This is a genomic window from Desulfogranum mediterraneum DSM 13871 (assembly GCF_000429965.1).
Classification (GTDB): domain Bacteria; phylum Desulfobacterota; class Desulfobulbia; order Desulfobulbales; family Desulfobulbaceae; genus Desulfogranum; species Desulfogranum mediterraneum.
This window is the reverse complement of the sequence record NZ_AUCW01000003.1, coordinates 224001-240701: the sequence shown is the minus strand read 5'-3', so window position 1 is coordinate 240701 and position 16701 is coordinate 224001. Positions and strand designations below refer to the sequence as shown.

14 protein-coding genes and 1 pseudogene are annotated in these 16701 nt (G+C 60.1%); 11 read left to right on the top strand and 4 right to left on the bottom strand.

Going from position 1 to position 16701, the window contains the following annotated elements; genetic code table 11:
- The first annotated feature begins 20 nt into the window (after positions 1-20).
- The 6 genes from gspL to G494_RS0101040 all read left to right on the top strand — a co-directional run bounded on the left by gspL (position 21) and on the right by G494_RS0101040 (position 6914).
- Complete coding sequence (gene gspL, locus G494_RS0101070; RefSeq protein ID WP_028583028.1) at positions 21-1523, top strand: type II secretion system protein GspL; 1503 nt, start codon at positions 21-23, stop codon at positions 1521-1523.
- A complete protein-coding gene (gspM, locus tag G494_RS0101065; RefSeq protein ID WP_028583027.1) occupies positions 1523-2065 on the top strand; it encodes a type II secretion system protein GspM in 543 nt (180 codons plus the stop codon). The genes gspL and gspM overlap by 1 nt, the downstream gene beginning before the upstream one ends.
- Entirely contained in the window at positions 2065-3012 is a 948-nt protein-coding gene (gene gspN, locus G494_RS0101060) for a type II secretion system protein GspN (protein ID WP_028583026.1), read from the top strand. The genes gspM and gspN overlap by 1 nt, the downstream gene beginning before the upstream one ends.
- A 1-nt stretch (position 3013) precedes the next feature.
- Positions 3014-3751, top strand: a complete 738-nt coding sequence (locus G494_RS0101055; protein ID WP_028583025.1) for a type II secretion system protein N — start codon at positions 3014-3016, stop codon at positions 3749-3751.
- Between the two features lie 123 nt (positions 3752-3874).
- The gene (gspD, locus tag G494_RS21335; RefSeq protein WP_161629914.1) at positions 3875-6100 is read left to right on the top strand and encodes a type II secretion system secretin GspD; all 2226 of its coding nucleotides are present in this window, start codon (positions 3875-3877) and stop codon (positions 6098-6100) included.
- Between the two features lie 628 nt (positions 6101-6728).
- Positions 6729-6914, top strand: coding sequence for a hypothetical protein (locus G494_RS0101040; RefSeq protein WP_028583023.1), 186 nt, complete (start codon positions 6729-6731; stop codon positions 6912-6914).
- 99 nt (positions 6915-7013) lie between these two features.
- Here the strand turns inward: G494_RS0101040 and G494_RS28040 are convergent.
- Together G494_RS28040 and G494_RS0101030 are read right to left on the bottom strand one after the other, a co-directional pair.
- Positions 7014-7142, bottom strand: a pseudogene (locus tag G494_RS28040) (Fic family protein); the annotation flags it as partial.
- 631 nt (positions 7143-7773) lie between these two features.
- Positions 7774-8022, bottom strand: coding sequence for a helix-turn-helix transcriptional regulator (locus G494_RS0101030; RefSeq protein ID WP_028583021.1), 249 nt, complete (start codon positions 8020-8022; stop codon positions 7774-7776).
- Positions 8023-8291: 269 nt separating this feature from the next.
- On the opposite strand from G494_RS0101030, the gene gspE reads away from it, so the two are divergent.
- Entirely contained in the window at positions 8292-9986 is a 1695-nt protein-coding gene (gene gspE, locus G494_RS0101025; protein ID WP_035245028.1) for a type II secretion system ATPase GspE, read from the top strand.
- On the opposite strand, the gene gspF is transcribed toward gspE, so the two are convergent.
- Positions 9979-11205, bottom strand: coding sequence for a type II secretion system inner membrane protein GspF (gene gspF / locus G494_RS0101020; protein ID WP_028583019.1), 1227 nt, complete (start codon positions 11203-11205; stop codon positions 9979-9981). The genes gspE and gspF overlap by 8 nt on opposite strands.
- Positions 11206-11372: 167 nt before the next feature.
- On the opposite strand from gspF, the gene G494_RS25940 reads away from it, so the two are divergent.
- Positions 11373-11603: a SelT/SelW/SelH family (seleno)protein gene (locus G494_RS25940; RefSeq protein ID WP_084456242.1), complete on the top strand. Its 231-nt coding sequence runs from the start codon at positions 11373-11375 to the stop codon at positions 11601-11603.
- Positions 11604-11632: 29 nt separating this feature from the next.
- Here the strand turns inward: G494_RS25940 and G494_RS0101010 are convergent, their stop codons facing one another.
- Entirely contained in the window at positions 11633-12139 is a 507-nt protein-coding gene (locus G494_RS0101010; RefSeq protein ID WP_028583018.1) for a metal-dependent transcriptional regulator, read from the bottom strand.
- A gap of 116 nt (positions 12140-12255) precedes the next feature.
- Here G494_RS0101010 and recN point away from each other — a divergent pair, with 116 nt between their 5' ends.
- Genes recN through G494_RS21325 form a run of 3 tightly spaced genes read left to right on the top strand, consistent with a single transcriptional unit; the run spans position 12256 to position 16532 of the window.
- Positions 12256-13950: a DNA repair protein RecN gene (gene recN / locus G494_RS0101005; RefSeq protein WP_028583017.1), complete on the top strand. Its 1695-nt coding sequence runs from the start codon at positions 12256-12258 to the stop codon at positions 13948-13950.
- Complete coding sequence (locus tag G494_RS0101000; protein ID WP_028583016.1) at positions 13947-14993, top strand: thiamine biosynthesis protein; 1047 nt, start codon at positions 13947-13949, stop codon at positions 14991-14993. The genes recN and G494_RS0101000 overlap by 4 nt, the downstream gene beginning before the upstream one ends.
- Before the next feature lie 9 nt (positions 14994-15002).
- Entirely contained in the window at positions 15003-16532 is a 1530-nt protein-coding gene (locus G494_RS21325; protein WP_161629912.1) for a CCA tRNA nucleotidyltransferase, read from the top strand.
- Positions 16533-16701: the final 169 nt, after the last annotated feature.

Genomic DNA, 16701 nt, shown 5'->3' with positions numbered 1-16701 from the left:
GGGAGTAGCGCTAGGTTCAGATGGCACAGAACTCGCTTGGTCTCGACATAAACGACCACTACCTCTCCGGGGTCGTGGTCGAACAGCAGGGAAAACGTGCGCAGATCCTTGCCCGGGGCAGCGTGCTCCGCCAGGACGGTCCCGAGGCGCTGGGAGAGGCGTTGGGGCAACTCTTGACCGAACTGGAGTGGCAGGGGGGGCGCTGTGTCTGCGGGGTCCCCCAGTCCATGGTCAGCGTCCGCAACCTTACCCTGCCCTTTGTGGAGCGGAGGAAGATCGAGCAGGCCCTGCCCTATGAACTGGATGACCAGCTGATCCAGCCCATAGAGGAGTTGGTGACCTCCTATCAGGTGACCGATCTCCAGGGGGCCGAGAGTCAGATTATGGCCCTGGCCACGCCCAAAAAGGAGTTGGCTCTGCTCCTGGGGCAACTGCAGCAGCACGGCCTGGATCCGGAGATCCTCCTGCCCTCGGTCCTGCCCATGTTTGAGGCCGTCAGTCGCCGTTTCGGCAGTCGCTGGCTGCTGGTGGTCCACGGTGATCTTTCCGCCCTCAGCGTCGGCCTGCTCTATGACGGCAGCTGTCGCCTCTACCGCCGCCTGCCCTATCCGGAGCTGTTGGAGCTGCACTCACCCTTTGCCCTGGTACAGGGAGAGGTTCGCCTGGTCAGTCTGGAAGCCGGACAGCAGTGCTGTGCCGAGTTGATCCCTGCGCTGCAGCGGAGTATTGATCTGTTTCGGCAAAACAGGCCGGGCGTAGGGGAGATCGAGGATCTGGTCGTCGGCGGAACCGTGGGAGAAGAGCCGACCCTCTGCACCCTCATCGGGTCCGGCCTGGGCCTGGTGCCGGAGAAGCTGGACCTTGGACCCCTTCTGGGGCTGGAGTCGGACCAGCGCAGCCCTGGCCCGCTTGACGCCCATCATGAGCGGGCCGTGGCTCTGGCGCTCTATGGACCGGAGAAGAGGGCGAGTTATAACTTTCGCAGCGGTGAGTTTGCCACCAGGGGCCGACTCCTTGCCTCCAGAAAAAAAGTGCTGTCTGCCGGGGTTATGGGGCTGCTGTTGCTGCTGGTGTTGACCGTCGGAGGGCTGGTCAGCAACAGGCAGCTGGCTGGTCGTAACCAGGAACTCCGCCAGCGGATGACGACCCTCTATCAAGGGATATTTCCCAGGGCCACCCGTATCCAGGACCCCTATGTGCAGTTGAAGGTGGCGGTCCAGGAGATGGAGCGTTCCGAGACCACGGTTCCCGTCTATGCCGGCAAACGCCAGGTACTGGCCCTGTTGGCCGATATCTCCGCCCGCATTCCCGAGGAACTCAGCCTGCAGGTGACTCGAATGGTGATTGATCAACAGGCGGTGCGGATGCGGGGAGTTACGGGCACCTTTAACAATGTGGATGCCATCAAGAACCATCTCTCTGCCTCCGCCTACTACAGCTCGGTTGCGATTGTCTCTGCCACTGCCGATAAGAAGAGCAACAAGATTCGCTTTGAACTTCAACTTGAGCTGGGAGAGGGCTGATGCTGGCCAGGTTATCCAAGCGGGAAAAGGTCGCGGTCAGCTGCGCACTGCTGGCGCTGCTGCTCTTTGTCCTCCTGCAGCTTTTCCTCTTTCCCCTGCTGGAGAAGAGGGGCCGGTTGCAGGGGGCCATCAGCAGTCGTGAAAAACAGCTGGCCGAGATGGTGGAGCTGGAGCAGCGCTACCAGGACTTCAGCAGGAAGAATCAATCCCTGGCCAAGCTGCTGGAGCAGCGGGATAAGGGCTTCAGCCTCTTTTCCTTTGTCGAGAGCAGTGCTGCAGACAGCGGAGTCAAGGGGAATATCGCCTACATGAAACCTGCCGAGATCTCGGATAATGAACTGCTTGAGCAGAGTTTTGTAGAGATGAAGCTCCAGGCCATCAGTATAGTCCAGTTGGTCTCATTTTTAGAAAAAATCGAATCACCCAGGCAGGTCGTCGGGATCAGGCGGGTCTCGATTCAGGAAAACAGCAAAGCTGAGGGGACCCTGGATGTGACGGTCCAGATTGTCAGTGTGGATGCAATTGTGGAGCAGGGCAGCTGATGAAGGCTATTGCTTGGGCAAGCCGGGCCACGTTCCTCTTGGCCTACACCCTGGTGGTGGTGACCCTGCTGCTCTGGTTGCTCTTCCCGGCTGCGTTTTTACGGCAGTGGACCCCCCGCTACTTCCAGGCCGCGTTTCCAGGCTATTCCCTGGAAATGGAGGAGCTGGCCCTGCGTTTCCCGGGCCAGTTGGAACTGGGTGGCCTGGAACTGGCTGCTGTCAGGGGCAGGAATGGAGGCAGAGAACTGTTGGTGGTTGAGCAGCTGCTCCTCAGGCCGCTGCCAGGAGAGAGCCTCCGGGCCCGCGGCCCGGTCCTGCAGCTTGCCGGCCGGCTGGCTGGGGGTGAGCTTGAGGCACGTCTTCAAGGGGGAGAGCTCTTGGGGCAGTATCGCCTTGAAGGACATTTCTCCGCCCTGGAGCTTGGAGGGGTCAAACTCCTTGAGCAGACCCTGGGGCGGGAACTCCGGGGACGGCTGGGCGGGGTGTTTAGCCTGGTCCTCAACCGCGGCAGCGAAGAGGAAGAGGCCCTGCAGACCATGGATCTGGAACTGGAGCTTGTTGATGGAGTCGTGGGGCTCAAGCAGCCGATCTTTGGTCATACCCTGCTGCCCATCACCTCGCTTGCAGCCCGGATCGAGGGCAAGGGCCGGACCTTTCAGCTGAGCCAGGGGGTGGTGGAGTCAAGCCTCTTTGCCGCTGAGTTCAGGGGCAGGCTGCAACTGCAGCAGCCCTTGGGAGAGAGTCTGCTCAGCATCCGGGGTACGCTTCAGCCTCGTCCTGAATTCTTGAAAAATATTGAAGACCGGCAGACGGCGGAGGGCCTGCGGAGACGGCTGGCCAAAGGGCCTCTTTCCTTTACCATCAGCGGCTCGCTGCAGTCGCCTGGGATCGTTTTTTCGGGATTGGCAGAGCTGATGGAGCTGCTCCAACCTGAGGGAGGGGGCTGATATGGTAAAGACTCTGGTGAAGATGACGGTTATCGCCCTGCTCTCCGCTCTGGCGGTCTTTCTCTGGTATGATCGTTTGGAGCAGCAGCTGATGGCACTCCTGCCCGCCTCCGGGAAGGTGACCGTTACACCCGGGCAGGCTCCAAGCCAGGAAGCCGCTCCGCTTCCGGCTCTGGAGTCGCCCCCCGATCATGGGGTGATCGTCAGGCGCAATATCTTCCAGGCCGTGCTGGAGGCCGAGCCGGTGACGAAAACCACAGAGCCGGATGCAGCAGATCTGGAGGAGACCCGTCTGAAGCTGGTGCTTCTGGGGACCGTAGCCGGAGACGAGAACGATGCCCGGGCCATCATCATCGATCAGAAAGAAAAGAGACAGGATATCTTTCGGATCGGCGATGCCCTCCAGGGGGCGACCATCCAGCGGATCATCCGGGGTAAGGTCATCCTCCAGGTCAACGGCAAGACCGAGGTGCTGACCATCAAGGATCGGGAGGGAGGCGGTGCACCCTCCAGGGCGGCTGCAGCCTCAAACGGGGGAAGAACTCCCCGGCTTGCAGCTCCCGTAAAAAGAGCCACCGTGATTCGACCGAGGAGGCGGATTAATTTTCGGCAGCCCCGGCCGGCTCTGGTGGAAAGCGTTGAGGAACCCCAGGAACCCCTGGAGAGTGATCCTGAGGCTGAGCAGGCTAAAGAACAGCAAGATGCGCCGGCAGCCGTTGAAACAGAGGAGTCCTACTGATCATCGCTTTGGCTGGTCGCAGGGAGGAGGCGTGGTGCAGGTATTGGCAGAGAGGAAAGAGAGAAAACCGGCGAAGGAACTTGGCTGGAAACCTTCGTACTTTGGCAGGTTGGGATGAGAGAGATGAACAGGTTTTTAGGAAGAATACTATTCTGGGGAATGCTGCTCCTGGCCGGTGGTATCGGCCTGGGCGGCAACGGCGCCGGTCAGCTGATGGCTGCCCAGAGTCAGCGCTTTGTCACCATCGATTTCAACGATGTGGATATCAACCTCTTTATAAAGTATATCAGTGAACTGACGCGGAAAAACTTCATCGTTGACCGGGCGGTCAAGGGGAAGGTCACCATCATCTCTCCCTCGCAGATCTCCGAGCAGGATGCCTACCGGGTCTTTGAGTCGGTCTTGGAGGTCCATGGTTTTACCACCGTGCCCAGCGGCTCCATCATCAAGATCGTGCCCGCTGTACAGGCCCGTTCCAAGAGTATTGCCACCATCCTCAAACAGGGCTCCGAGACGCCCCAGGACAGGGTAGTCACCCAGATCATCCCCCTGGTCCATACCAATGCCGATGACCTGAAGAAGATTCTGGCACCCCTGGTCTCCAAGACCTCGGTCCTGATCTCCCATGCCCAGTCCGGGGTGTTGATCATCACCGATGTCCAGTCCAACATCAAGCGGTTGCTGGAGATCATCAAGGTGGTGGATGTTCCCTCCATCGGCGAAGAACTGGAGATCATCCCTTTGGAGCATGCCGATGTGACCGCGGTGGCCAAGTCGGTGGGCCAGCTCTTTGTGCGCAGGGCTGTTAAGGGGGTCCGCAACCAGAATATCAGGGTCATCCCCTATGTGCGCACCAATGCCCTGATCGTCTTTGCCCCACGCTCCCATATCGAGAAGATCCGTAACCTGCTCAACGAGCTGGACACCCCTCGTCCCAGAGGTGAGGGTAATATCCGGGTCTACTACCTGCAGCACGCCAATGCCGAAGAGCTGGTCAAGGTGCTGACCAACCTGCCTGCAAAGCAGAGCGCCGGCAGCAAACAGCCTGCCAAGGCCCCTGCCATCTCCGCAGACCTCAAGGTGGTCGCCGATGTGGAGACCAACTCCCTGATCATCACCGCCGCGCGGGAGGAGTACCTGGTGTTGGAGGATGTGATCAAGAAGCTGGATATCCCCAGGCGGATGGTCTATATGGAGGCCCTGATCATGGAGGTCCAGGTGACCAAGGACTTTGCCATTGGGGTCCAGTGGGGCGGCGGCGGTTCCTTTGCCGACGAGACCGGTAAGGTCTTCAGCGGCTTCAGCGGCAGCGAGGCAAAGCCCTACAATGTACTCCAGGGCATCAATGCCACCCCGCCGGTATTGCCTGCCGGTTTTTCCCTGGGCGTGCTCAAGCAGGGGATCGAGATCGGCGGGGTCTACTTCCCCGACCTGGGGGCGGTGATCAACGCCTATAAGAAGGACGATGATATCAACATCATCGCCACCCCGCAGATCCTGACCACCGATAACAAGAAGGCCTTTATCAAGGTCGGGGAGAATGTTCCCTACATCACCAGCCGCAACACCACCACGGCCCAGCAGGACTATACCAACTACGAGTACAAGGATGTGGCCACCACCCTGACCATCACTCCCCAGATCAACCAGGCCAATGTGGTCCGCCTGGAGATCGGGGTGGAGGTGATCAAACTCAAGAATCTCAACGACGGTAATCCCACCACCTTCACCCGCAACGCCGAAACCACGGTGGTGGTCCATAACGAGGAGACCGTGGTCCTGGGCGGCATCATCGGGCAGGATACCACCAGCGGCGAGTACAAGGTACCGCTCTTAGGGGATATCCCCCTCCTGGGTTGGCTCTTTAAATCCAAAAATGATAAGGAGACCAAGACCAACCTCTTTATCTTCATTACCCCCCACATCGTCGAGAATCCGGCAGAGATTGCCGAGATCTACTATAAGAAACGTGATATCATGGAGTATGTCCAGCCCGGCTCCAGCGACATCCCGGATCGATTCTTCCACGATACACCGGACCCGGCCCATGCCGTGGCCCTGACGGATATCGGTTTTGCCAAACTGCAGCGTAAGGACAACCGGCAGGCCAAGGACTACTTTCTCCAGGCCCTGCGTATTGATCCGGACAATCCCTATGCCACCATCAACCTCGGGGTGGTCTACGAGCGGGAGGGCAACCAGGCCGCGGCCCGGGAGATGTACCAACGGGTGCTCGAGTTTGATCCCGGTGAGGTCCAGGGCGGCGATGGAGAGCAGGAGAGCTATGAGGCACTCAAGCAGCTTGCCCGGGACAACATCCTTCACCTGGGTTCAGGAAAACAACCGTAGGGTAGCTTGAAAAACGGGTCTGGCCGAATCTCCCAAGGCATCAGCCGCGGGGCTCCCTGTGTTACCCCCTGTGTCAGGATAGATGTCGTTATTCCGCCGCAGGCTGGAATCCAGTCCTGGAGGAATCGTGAAGCAGCTTGGCGTTTCCATCTTGGCGAGCAGAGGCAATGGCATCGAGACGAAATGGACCCTGGTGCCAGGGATTATATGAGCCACGATCGTAAAGACCTGGATGGCCGCATCCCCGGGCATGAGGGCAAAAGAATCCATAGATTACAATCTGGAGCATGGTGAGCAAGAGGCTCTTACCCAGATAACGCACTGAACTGTAGGGTCCTACTGTGAAGGTGGAGCTGTCCTTGTCGTCGTCATTCCCGCGCAGGCGGGAATCCAGTCTTGAGGAACCATGAAGCACCCCGGCATCTCCATCTTGGTGAGTAGACCGAAGGGTACACTCTACACCGGCCTGAGCAGCGATCGGCTGAAGCGTGTCTGGGATCAAAAAAGGTTCAGGAGTTCCTGAACCTTTGAACAGGCGACCTTACTCCCAACCTTGTTGTCTGGGAGGGCGCCTGTTAAGCCCTTCTGGGAAATTCTGATATAACCAAAAATGGCGTTGGACGCAGATATGGAACTGAACGAAAATCAAGCAGCACTCATCCTGACCATTGACCAAGAAGGCGAGATCTCCGTTGATGTGGCGTCACCGGATACGACTTCTTTACCAGCAGGATTTTGCAGGGCCATGGCCCTTAAACTGATAGCTGACGAGAAATTTCAGGAAGAACTGATGGATGCTGTAGAGATGGGGTGAGGCGGTTTCAAGACAAGCTTCCAACCGGCGGAAAGCTTGTTGCAGAGAGCTGTGATAAAAAAGGGGATACCCTCCCTGATCTGAGCTGATATCTTTGAATCACTCCTCTTTCATGATGGTAATGATTCGGCTGTCCAGGCAAGATCGCAAAAATGTATTCATCGGTTCTTGCTTGCCCGAGCTATAGAATGGAAGCATCAGGCTGTTGAATTCCAGTTGGCGTTTTGCCAACATCAGGGCCTTGCCTTTGTCTGGGGTCCTATGCCAAACTGTATCCCTTGCCAAGGAACGGTCTCCTTTTTGTACATCCCCAGGGGCTGATAAGCCTTGAGGCCACCTTGAAGAAGAGGAATTCAGCCCGGTGGTTCTTGATGGCTCCGGGTGGCTGTCGCCTCAATGTTATCTGGTTGTTCTTCTGCTTTGCTGATATGCTCCGGTGCGACGATTCTTGCGGTTTGTACCATCTTGGGAAGGTATACTACTCGAAAATGTATGTCAATAATCGCCAAGAGTGTCCCTGAAGTCCGCGCTCTCTGCGATCACCGAGAATTACTGAAGAACGCAACCCGGAGGCCGTGGCTTGTCCAGGCTTCTATGGCTCAAGCTCGGATCCTGGCCTCCGGGCCGCGATCCATCTCTCCCAGTGCAGACTTTCCAGCCGATCGCTGTACCTCTCCTCATTCTGCTGCACTCCCCCCTTTTTACATACGGTCCCAATCAGAGCTGCGTTACCTGGTAGACCTTTACCAAAAGGTCAAGCGTAGACCTGACCCTTTTTTGCGCCTTCCCGATCTGACCTTCTTCATGGTGTAATCGCCTCTTGAAGGGAGACCATCCCCTGCTCTCCTCCTGGGAGGCGCTATCTGGAGTACAGGTAATGCTTGGCTGGCTTTCCTTTCACCTCCTCGAATACTTTGGAAAGATAGGAGGCATCGTTGAAGCCCCCCGAGAAACAGGCGTCCGAGACGCTGTAGCCGTGTTCGGCCAGCAGCCTATTGGCCACGGTGATCCGTTTTCGATTGGGGTACGGCTTAAAGGAGAGCCCGAAGTACTGCTTAAAGCGGCGGCAGAAGTGATACTTACCCATGGCCGTCTCATTGGCCACCATCTCCTGGGTGATGGGTTGGTAGTGGCTCTTTCTTGTGTAGCAGCCGGCTGGCCCCTGACCCCTGCCGGCCAGGCGTCAGGCTGGTAGAGTCGGGCTAAATGGTGTATCCTTTGAGCAGGTGATTGAGCGGTCACCCCGGTTGCTCGATTTTTTTTCCGATTCCCTTTGAAGCTCTGTAATTTTTCTGCTGTCCTCGGGAGACAGCGAGCCTTTCTCGCTACAGAGCCAGGGGGAAGATTTTTTTGGTTTTAATCCGCTGAGTGAGCACTATGCAACGCATTGGAGAGATCTTACAGGAGCAGTTCGGCCTGGATGAGGAGAGTCTGACGGCCGCCCTGGAGGTGAAGCAGGAAAAGGGGGGCAAGACTGGCAATATCCTGGTGCAGCAGCAGAAGATAACCGAGGAACAGCTGCTGGAGGCCAGGAGTCTGCAGTGCGGCCTTTCGGTCGTCAGGGAGTTGCCCAAGGAGATTGAGCCTTTTTTTGTCGAGCGGGTGCCCATCGGCTATCTGAAAAAATATAAGATGATCCCGGTGGCCACCAGTGAGGAGTCCTTTGTCGCCCTGGCCGAGCCCCAGTTTTTTCAGCAGCTGGATGACCTCAAACGGCTCCTGGACTGGGAGGGGATGCGGGTGGTGCTGGCCCCCCAGAATGAGATCTTTGTGGCCATAAACGCCGCCTACGACATTACCAGCCAGGGGGCTGCAGACCGGGTGATGCAGGATATGCACGAGGAGGAGACCCCGGACTCGATCTTCTCGGCCATCGAGGAGACCGCCGACCTGCTGGATGATACCAGCGATGCCCCGGTGATCAAGCTGGTCAACCTGGTCCTTTCCCAGGCCGTGCGGGACAATGCCAGTGATATCCATATCGAGCCCTACAAGGATCGGGTCAAGATCCGCAAACGGGTGGACGGTATCCTCTATGACATGTACTCTCCGCCCCGCCATGTCCTGGCCAAGTTGATCTCCCGGGTGAAGATCATGGCCCGGATGGATATTGCCGAGAAACGGCTGCCCCAGGACGGTCGGATCGAGATCAGGATCGCGGATAAGAATGTGGATATCCGGGTTTCCACCCTGCCCACGGCCTTTGGCGAGCGGGTGGTGATGCGGCTGTTGGATAAGTCCACCGCCTACCTGCCGCTCCAGGCCCTGGGCCTGGCTCCCCGGGATATGGAGAGTTTCCTGGAGCTGATCAAGGCCCCCCATGGGATCATCCTGGTCACCGGTCCCACCGGCAGCGGCAAGACCACCACCCTCTACTCTGCTCTGGGGATCCTCAACAGTCCGGATGTCAACATCATCACCGTCGAGGATCCCATCGAGTATCAGATGGACGGGGTCAGTCAGATGCAGGTCAATGCCAAGATCGGCCTCACCTTTGCCAATGGCCTGCGCACCATCGTCCGCCAGGATCCAGATATCATCCTGGTGGGTGAGATCCGTGACCTGGAGACCGCCGAGATCGCCATCCAGGCCGCCCTCACCGGCCACCTGGTCTTCTCCACCCTCCATACCAACGATGCCGCCAGTGCCGTCACCCGGCTGATCGACATGGGGGTCGAGCCCTTCCTGGTCTCCTCCTCGGTCAATGCCATCCTGGCCCAGCGACTGGTGCGCCAGATCTGCCCGGACTGCCGGGAGTCCTTTGAGCCGAGCCAGGAGTATCTGGCCAAGGCCGGTCTGAGCCTGGAAGAGTTGGGGGGACGCCTGCTCCATCGGGGCGTCGGCTGCCAGGCCTGCTTCGATACCGGCTACAGGGGCAGGATCGGGATCTTTGAGCTGATGATCTTAAGCGATGAGCTCAAGCGTTTTACCCTGACCACCTCGGATGCGGGCCAGATCAAGAACAAGGCCCTGGAGATGGAGGGCAGCTCCATGCTGACCCTGCGTCAGGACGGGCTCAACAAGGTCCTGGCCGGTCAGACCACCCTGGAGGAGGTCTTCCGGGTCACCTGATCAGCTGGTTCATCTCAAAGATGGGCAGCAGGATGGAGATCACGATGAAGCTCACCGCCACCCCCATGACCAGGATCATCACCGGCTCGATCATGGAGGTGAGGGCCAGGATGGCGGCCTCCACCTCTTTTTCGTAGCTGTCTGCCGCCTTTTCCAGCATCTTTTCCAGGGCCCCGCTCTGCTCGCCGACGGCAATCATCTGCACCAGCATGGGCGGAAAGTAGGGGCTGTCGCGGAGGAACTGGGAGAGACTCCTCCCCTTTTCCAGCTCTGCACAGGCCTGGTTGATGATCTCTTCCAGGATGGTGTTGTTGATGATGTTTTTGACGATCTCCAGGGAGGCGGTCAGGGGGACGCCTGCGGCCAGCAAGCTGGCCAGGGTGCGCCCGAACCTGGCTGCGGCGATCTTGGTGTTGAGGCTGCGCAGGCCCGGCAGGGCCAGTTTGGCCCGGTCGAGCAGTTTCTTGCCCCTGGAGGTGGAGAGGCCATAGGAGAGGCCAAGGCTTGAGAGGGCCAGGATGAGCAGCAGCAGCCACCAGAACTGCTGGAGCAGGGTACTCAGGCCGATGAGGAGCAGGGTGGGGACAGGCAGGGCCTGCTGGGTGCCTTCAAAGACCCCTGTGATACTGGGCACGATGAAGGTGATCAGCAGCACCAGGACCACCGTGCCGACCAGGGCCATGAACAGGGGGTAGAGCAGGGCCGCCTTGATCCGGGAGCGCAGGGCCTGCTGATTTTCCCCGAACTCGGCCAATCGCTCCAGGACCACGTCCAGGGAGCCGGAGGCCTCGCCGGCCCGGACCATGTTGACGTAGATCTTGGAAAAGAGGCGGGGGTGTTCTTCCAGGGCAACGGTCAGGGAGTTGCCCTCGTTGACCGCATCCTTGATCTGGGCGATGATCTTCTTGAGTACAGGGTTGGCGGTCTGTTCGATCAGCCCGTCCAGCGACTGGACCAGGGGGATGCCGGCACCCAGGAGGGTGGCCAGCTGGCGGGTGACGACATGGATCTCCTGGGGCGCAACCCTGCGGCCCAGCTGGATCGAGAGCAGCGAGCCCTTCTTTTCCTTTTTCGTCCGGCTCGAGGTCTCCCTGATCTCGACGGGATAGTTGCCCTGACTGCGGATCTTCTGACGGACGGCGCTCTCGCTGTCGCCATCGAGGATGCCTTTTATTTTTTTGCCCGAGCCGTCGAGGGCGGTGAATTCATAGACAGGCATAAGCTCACCAGGAGAGCAGGAGGAGGGACATGGGGCCCGGAGCTGCGGCCCCGGGAATCGCGGCGCCAAAAAAAACGCCATAGCCATTGCACCGGCCAATCAGTGTGCTAATATAGCCCGCTGTCTGGTAAGAAAGCAATCGTCTTCTTTAGCCTCTGGAGGGTCTTATGCAGCTATCCATTGAATATTGTGTGCAGTGAAACTACCAACCCAGGGCTGCCGGTCTGGCAGCCGAGTTGGAGCAGGCCTTTGGCGATCAGCTTGAGGTCACCCTGATCCCCGGCGCAGGCGGCGTCTTTGAGGTCCTCTGCGACCAGCAGCCCCTGTTTTCCAAGAAGCAGCTGGGGCGTTTTCCGGACCCGGGCGAGATCCTCCGGCTTCTTCGCGGCCAGGGCTAGCTAGCCATACCGGTCATACCGTTGGGGGCCTAGGCTTGCTCGCCCCCAATCTGCCGACACTGGGAGACGCATTGGGCACAGCTGTCCCTGGGACTCCCTTTGCTGCAATAATCGGCAAAGCCGGCGATCAACTCCTTGCCGCCCCGGGGACAGATCGCAAGAAATTTGCTAAATTGCACCATCCTGTTTATTATCTCCCGAGGAGCGGTGTGCTCAATCTTGCAGGCCCCCTGTTCGGCGGTGGTTTCGTCCAGGGCAAGGACCTCGATGAAAAATTGTTTCAGGGCGTTGTGGCGTTCGATAACGTCTTCGGCCACCTCTCGGCCGCTTGCCGTCATGGTGATGACTTCATAGGGCACGTAGTTGATCAGGCCCTTCCTGGAAAGGGCTCGCAGGGCCTCGGTAACCGAGGGCCCGCTGACCTCCAGTCGTGCGGCGATATCCTTGCCTCGGGCAACCTGTTTTTCAGCGATAATGTGGTAAATTGCTTCGATATAATCTTCCAGGCTGGCACTTAACTGTTGCTTGGTGGGCACGACAAATCCTCTGTGGTGGAAATTTTACATGTATCTACGCGAGGATAATTCCTGTCTGGAAACCAGTCAAGGATTATGTCGGTGCCGAGCGGATCTCTTCTTGAGGATCGATTAGAATGTTACATGAATTGCGGGTTCATAATCTGGCCCTGGTGGACGCCTTGCACTTTGACGTCTCGGAACGTGGTGCCGGTCTGATCGTTCTGACCGGTGAAACCGGAGCCGGCAAGTCCATCATTCTCCAGGCCATTCATCTCCTGGGCGGGGGGCGGAGCTCTGCCTCCTGGGTGCGCAACGATTGCGACCAGGCCATGATCGAGGCCCTGTTTGAGATCGGGCCGGAACAGCAGCCCCTGCTGGAACTGCTCGATGATCAGGCCCTGCGTGATGGTTCCGGCTGTATCGTCCGCCGGATCATCACCCGTCAGGGCCGGAGTAAACTCTACATCAATGACCAGCTGGTGACCGCCAGGATTGCCTCGGATCTGGCCGAGGGACTGGTGAACATTGCCAGCCAGCATGACAATCAGCAGCTCCTGAACGTGCGCCACCATGTGGATTTTTTGGACAGTTATGGGGAGCTGTGGCCCCTGCGCAGCGAGTACAGCCGCCTGTTTCGCCAGTGGCAGAAGATCTCCAGTGAGCTGCGTCAGCTCCTGGAGCGTGAGCAGGACAAGGAGCAGCAGAAGGACTTTTTTCAATTTCAGCTGGAGGAGATCGAGTCGGCCCAGCTGGTGGTCGGCGAGGACGAGGAGTTGATCAGGGAGCGGGATCTGCTCAAGTCTTCGGCCACGGTGGTGGCCATCGTCGATAAGGCTCACCAGCTCTTTGCCGGCAAGATCCTCGATACCCTGGCAGAGGTGCGCAAGGACCTGGGCCAGTTGGCCGAGCTGGATCCCGACGCCTCAGCCCTGGCCGAGCGGGCCATCTCTGCCTGTTACGAGGTGGCCGACATCGAGCAGGAACTCAGCGCCTATGGGGCGGCCGTCCCCACGGATGTCTCCAGGATGGAGGGCATCTCCGAGCGCTTGGCCCTGCTCAAGCAGCTGCAGCGCAAGTATGGCGCCACCCTGGAAGAGGTCCTGGCCTTTGCCGGCAACATCCGTCAGGAGCTGGTCGCCCTGGAGAACCTGGAGGGGCAGATCGATGAGCTGGAGCTGGAGCTGGAAAAGGTGAGCACCAAGGCCCTGCTCAGGGCCACGGAACTCTCCCAGTACCGCAAGGAGGCGGCCCGGAAGTTGGAGCAGGCCATGGAGGAGGAGCTGGCCTCGTTGAGCTTTCATCAGGCCTGTTTCCGGGTTCAGCTCAAGGCACCCGAGGGGCTGGGCATGGAGGGGGTCCAGCTCACCGGTCTGGACACGGTGGAGTTTCGTTTCTCCGCCAACCCCGGTGAGCCGGACAAGCCCCTGGCCAAGGTGGCCTCAGGAGGGGAGCTCTCCCGGCTGATGCTGGCCATGAAGTGTATCCTGGCCAGACGCGATCAGGTCGACACGGTCATCTTTGACGAGGTGGATGCCGGTATCAGCGGCCAGGCCGCCGAGGCGGTGGCCGAGAAGATCCGTCAGCTGGCCGGTCATCACCAGGTGTTCTGCATCACCCACCTGCCCCAGATCGCCGCCGGGGCGGATATCCACTTCAAGATCGAGAAGCAGGTCCGGGACGGCCGGACCAGGACGGTCCTGGTCCGGCTCGATGCCGAGGCCCGGGTGGCTGAGCTGGCCAGGATGCTGGGCGGCTCCGATCCCAGCGGCCAGACCATGGTCTATGCCAGAGAACTGGTGGAGCGCAAACAACAGCGGAGCAGGGTATGAAAAAGACAACGGCAGTAGGGCTCTTTTCCGGTGGCCTGGACTCGATCCTGGCCTGCCGGGTGGTGGTGGCCCAGGGCATCCGGGTGGTGGCCCTGAAGTTTGTCACCCCCTTCTTTGACTATGAGCTGCTGGGCCGGGAGGAGGAGTACCAGGCCGAGGTGGCACGCAAATACGGGCTCTCGGTGGAGCTGGTGGATCTGAGTGAGGGCTATCTGGAGCTCCTCCATAACCCGGCCCATGGCTTTGGCAAGCATTTCAACCCCTGTATCGACTGCAAGATCCTGATGCTCACCAGGGCCAGGGAGCGGATGGCCCGGTACAAAGCCTCCTTTCTGATCACCGGTGAGGTCCTGGGGCAGCGGCCCATGTCCCAGCGCAGGGATACCCTGCGGGTGATTGAACGGGAATCCGGCTGCAGCGGTCTGCTGCTGCGACCGCTCTCTGCCAAGCTGCTCAATCCCACAGCAGCCGAGCAGGAGGGGCTGGTGGATCGTTCCCGTCTCCACGGCTTCTCCGGCCGGGGGCGGAAGGCGCAGATGCAGCTGGCCCGGGAGTTCGGGATCACCGACTATCCCAACCCGGCCGGGGGCTGTATCCTGACCGACGTCAACCTGGGCCGCAGGATCGAACGCTTCTACAGCGGGGAACATCCCTTTGGCGGCGCAGGGATCACGGTGGAGGACATCAACCTGCTGCTGCTGGGGCGTCAGTATCTGCTCTTTGACCGCTACTGGCTGATCCTGGGGCGCAACGAGGAGGAGAACCTCCGGCTGGAGGCGGCCCGTGGTCCGGATGACTGGCTGTTGCAGATGACTGAGCACCCTGGCCCCACCGGTCTGCTGCGCTACGCGGCCAGGGAGGCAGGAGCAGGGGAGGGTGAAGAGCTGATCCGGGTGGCTGCCGGCATGGCCGTGCGTTTTGCCAAGAAGGTGGACGGGGTCAGTTTGCCTGCCCAGGTCATGGTTGAGACGCCGGCCGGCAGTGAAAGCCGGATCTTTGCACCGCTGGAAGAGAGCCGCTTCCAAGCCTGGCGGCTGGAGTAGTTGGCTGCCATGGCTTCCCCGGCCTCCCTGGCCTCAAACCTCACTGCTCAGCAGCTGGCCGGGCTCTTTCCGGACTGGCTCCGGCAGAGCCTGGCCCGGCTGCAGCAGCGGCGAGCGGGCAGGATCTATCTTGCCGGCGGCACGGTTCGGGATCTGCTCCTGGGACGTTCACCCCAGGATATAGACCTGACCATCCGGGCCGATGCCCGTCTCCTTGCCCGGGAGCTGGCCGCCCTGGTGGGCGGGACCTATGTGCCCCTGGGGCGCAACGAGGATGCCGCCCGGGTGGTCCATCAGGGGGTGACCGTGGATGTCTCGGCCTTCCGAGAGGGAGCCACCAGCTTTCGCCAGGAACTGGGCAGACGTGATCTGACCATCAACGCCCTGGGCTGCTGCCTGAGCCCCCTGCTCGGGCAGGGAGAGGGAAAGGGAACTGGGGCAGGGGCAGGGACAGGGCAGCCGGCCCTGATCGATCCCCTGGGCGGCCTGGCCGATCTGGAGCAGGGAAGGATCCGCCATGCCTTTCAAGGGGCCTTTCAGGAGGACCCGCTCCGGCTCTTACGGGTCTATCGCTTTGCAGCCAGCCTGGGCTTCACCATCAAGGGGGCCACCACGGACCTGGTCCAGCGGCAACGGCAGCTGATCGCTGCGGTGGCTCCGGAGCGGATTCATCATGAGCTGGACCTGATCATGGCCTCCGGGCGGGCGGCCCCGACCTTGAGTGCGATGGTGGACTCCGGCCTCTTCTGGGAGCTCCTGCCCGAGCTGCGGGCGGGGCAGGGGATGGCGCAACCTGCCAGTCATCATCTCGACGTCTTCGGCCATAGCCTCGAGGCCCTCCTGCAGATGGAGGCTCTCCTGGCCAGCCCCTCCTGCGGTTATGCCCCGCCCAGGGAGTCGCTGGCGCTCTATGGCCGGGACCCGGCCAACCAGTTGGTTCTCAAGTGGGCAGCCCTGTTCCATGACGTGGGCAAGCCCCGGACCCATGGGATTGATCAGGCCCGGGGGGGACGGATCACCTTCTATAACCATGACCAGGTGGGGGCCGCTCTCTTTGCCGGGTTTGCAGAACGCTATCGTTGGAGCAGCCGGGCGCAGCGGCGGGTGGCCCGCCTGATCAGCCAGCATATGCGCCCCTTTCATCTGGCCAATGTGGCCCGACAGGGCCCGGTTTCCACCAAGGCCTGTATCCGTCTGCTCGAGAGCCTGGGAGAGGAGCTGGCGGGCCTCTTTCTGCTGGCCATGGCCGATGCCAGGGCCGGGCAGGGGAGCCTGCGGCCCGAGGAGATGGAGGCGGAGCTCGGCAGGCTCTATGACCGGCTGGAGACCGTTGCCCGCGAGAATGTGGCCCCGGTACTGGAGGGGGAGCCGCTGCTCACGGGCAGGGACCTGATTGGCGAGTTCGGTCTGGTCCCGGGGCCGCTGTTTAAGGTGCTTCTGAAGGCGGTTACCGAGGCCCGGATGGAGCAGAGGGTGGTCAGCCGTGAGCAGGCCCTGGCCCTGGTGGCTGAGCTGTTGGCCGAGCGGGAAGAGTCGTAGCAGCACCCAGGGGCAGTTGCCCTGAATGAGTTTCGTCCAGTCTCGCTGATCCCGGAGTATCAAGGTGGCCTCGAGTGAATATCTGCGATGGATGTTCTCGCCCGGTCTGAGCGTAAAGAAGAAATTGAAGTATTACAGATCCCGCTTAAGCGGGAAAACGAAGAAAGGG

Bases quoted from the DNA above. Each gene is read 5' to 3' on its own strand.
- gspL (WP_028583028.1), top strand. From the start codon at position 21: ATGGCACAGAACTCGCTTGGTCTCGACATAAACGACCACTACCTCTCC.
- gspM (WP_028583027.1), top strand. From the start codon at position 1,523: ATGCTGGCCAGGTTATCCAAGCGGGAAAAGGTCGCGGTCAGCTGCGCA.
- gspN (WP_028583026.1), top strand. From the start codon at position 2,065: ATGAAGGCTATTGCTTGGGCAAGCCGGGCCACGTTCCTCTTGGCCTAC.
- G494_RS0101055 (WP_028583025.1), top strand. From the start codon at position 3,014: ATGGTAAAGACTCTGGTGAAGATGACGGTTATCGCCCTGCTCTCCGCT.
- gspD (WP_161629914.1), top strand. From the start codon at position 3,875: ATGAACAGGTTTTTAGGAAGAATACTATTCTGGGGAATGCTGCTCCTG.
- G494_RS0101040 (WP_028583023.1), top strand. From the start codon at position 6,729: ATGGAACTGAACGAAAATCAAGCAGCACTCATCCTGACCATTGACCAA.
- G494_RS0101030 (WP_028583021.1), bottom strand. From the start codon at position 8,022: ATGGTGGCCAATGAGACGGCCATGGGTAAGTATCACTTCTGCCGCCGC.
- gspE (WP_035245028.1), top strand. From the start codon at position 8,292: ATGCAACGCATTGGAGAGATCTTACAGGAGCAGTTCGGCCTGGATGAG.
- gspF (WP_028583019.1), bottom strand. From the start codon at position 11,205: ATGCCTGTCTATGAATTCACCGCCCTCGACGGCTCGGGCAAAAAAATA.
- recN (WP_028583017.1), top strand. From the start codon at position 12,256: ATGTTACATGAATTGCGGGTTCATAATCTGGCCCTGGTGGACGCCTTG.
- G494_RS0101000 (WP_028583016.1), top strand. From the start codon at position 13,947: ATGAAAAAGACAACGGCAGTAGGGCTCTTTTCCGGTGGCCTGGACTCG.
- G494_RS21325 (WP_161629912.1), top strand. From the start codon at position 15,003: ATGGCTTCCCCGGCCTCCCTGGCCTCAAACCTCACTGCTCAGCAGCTG.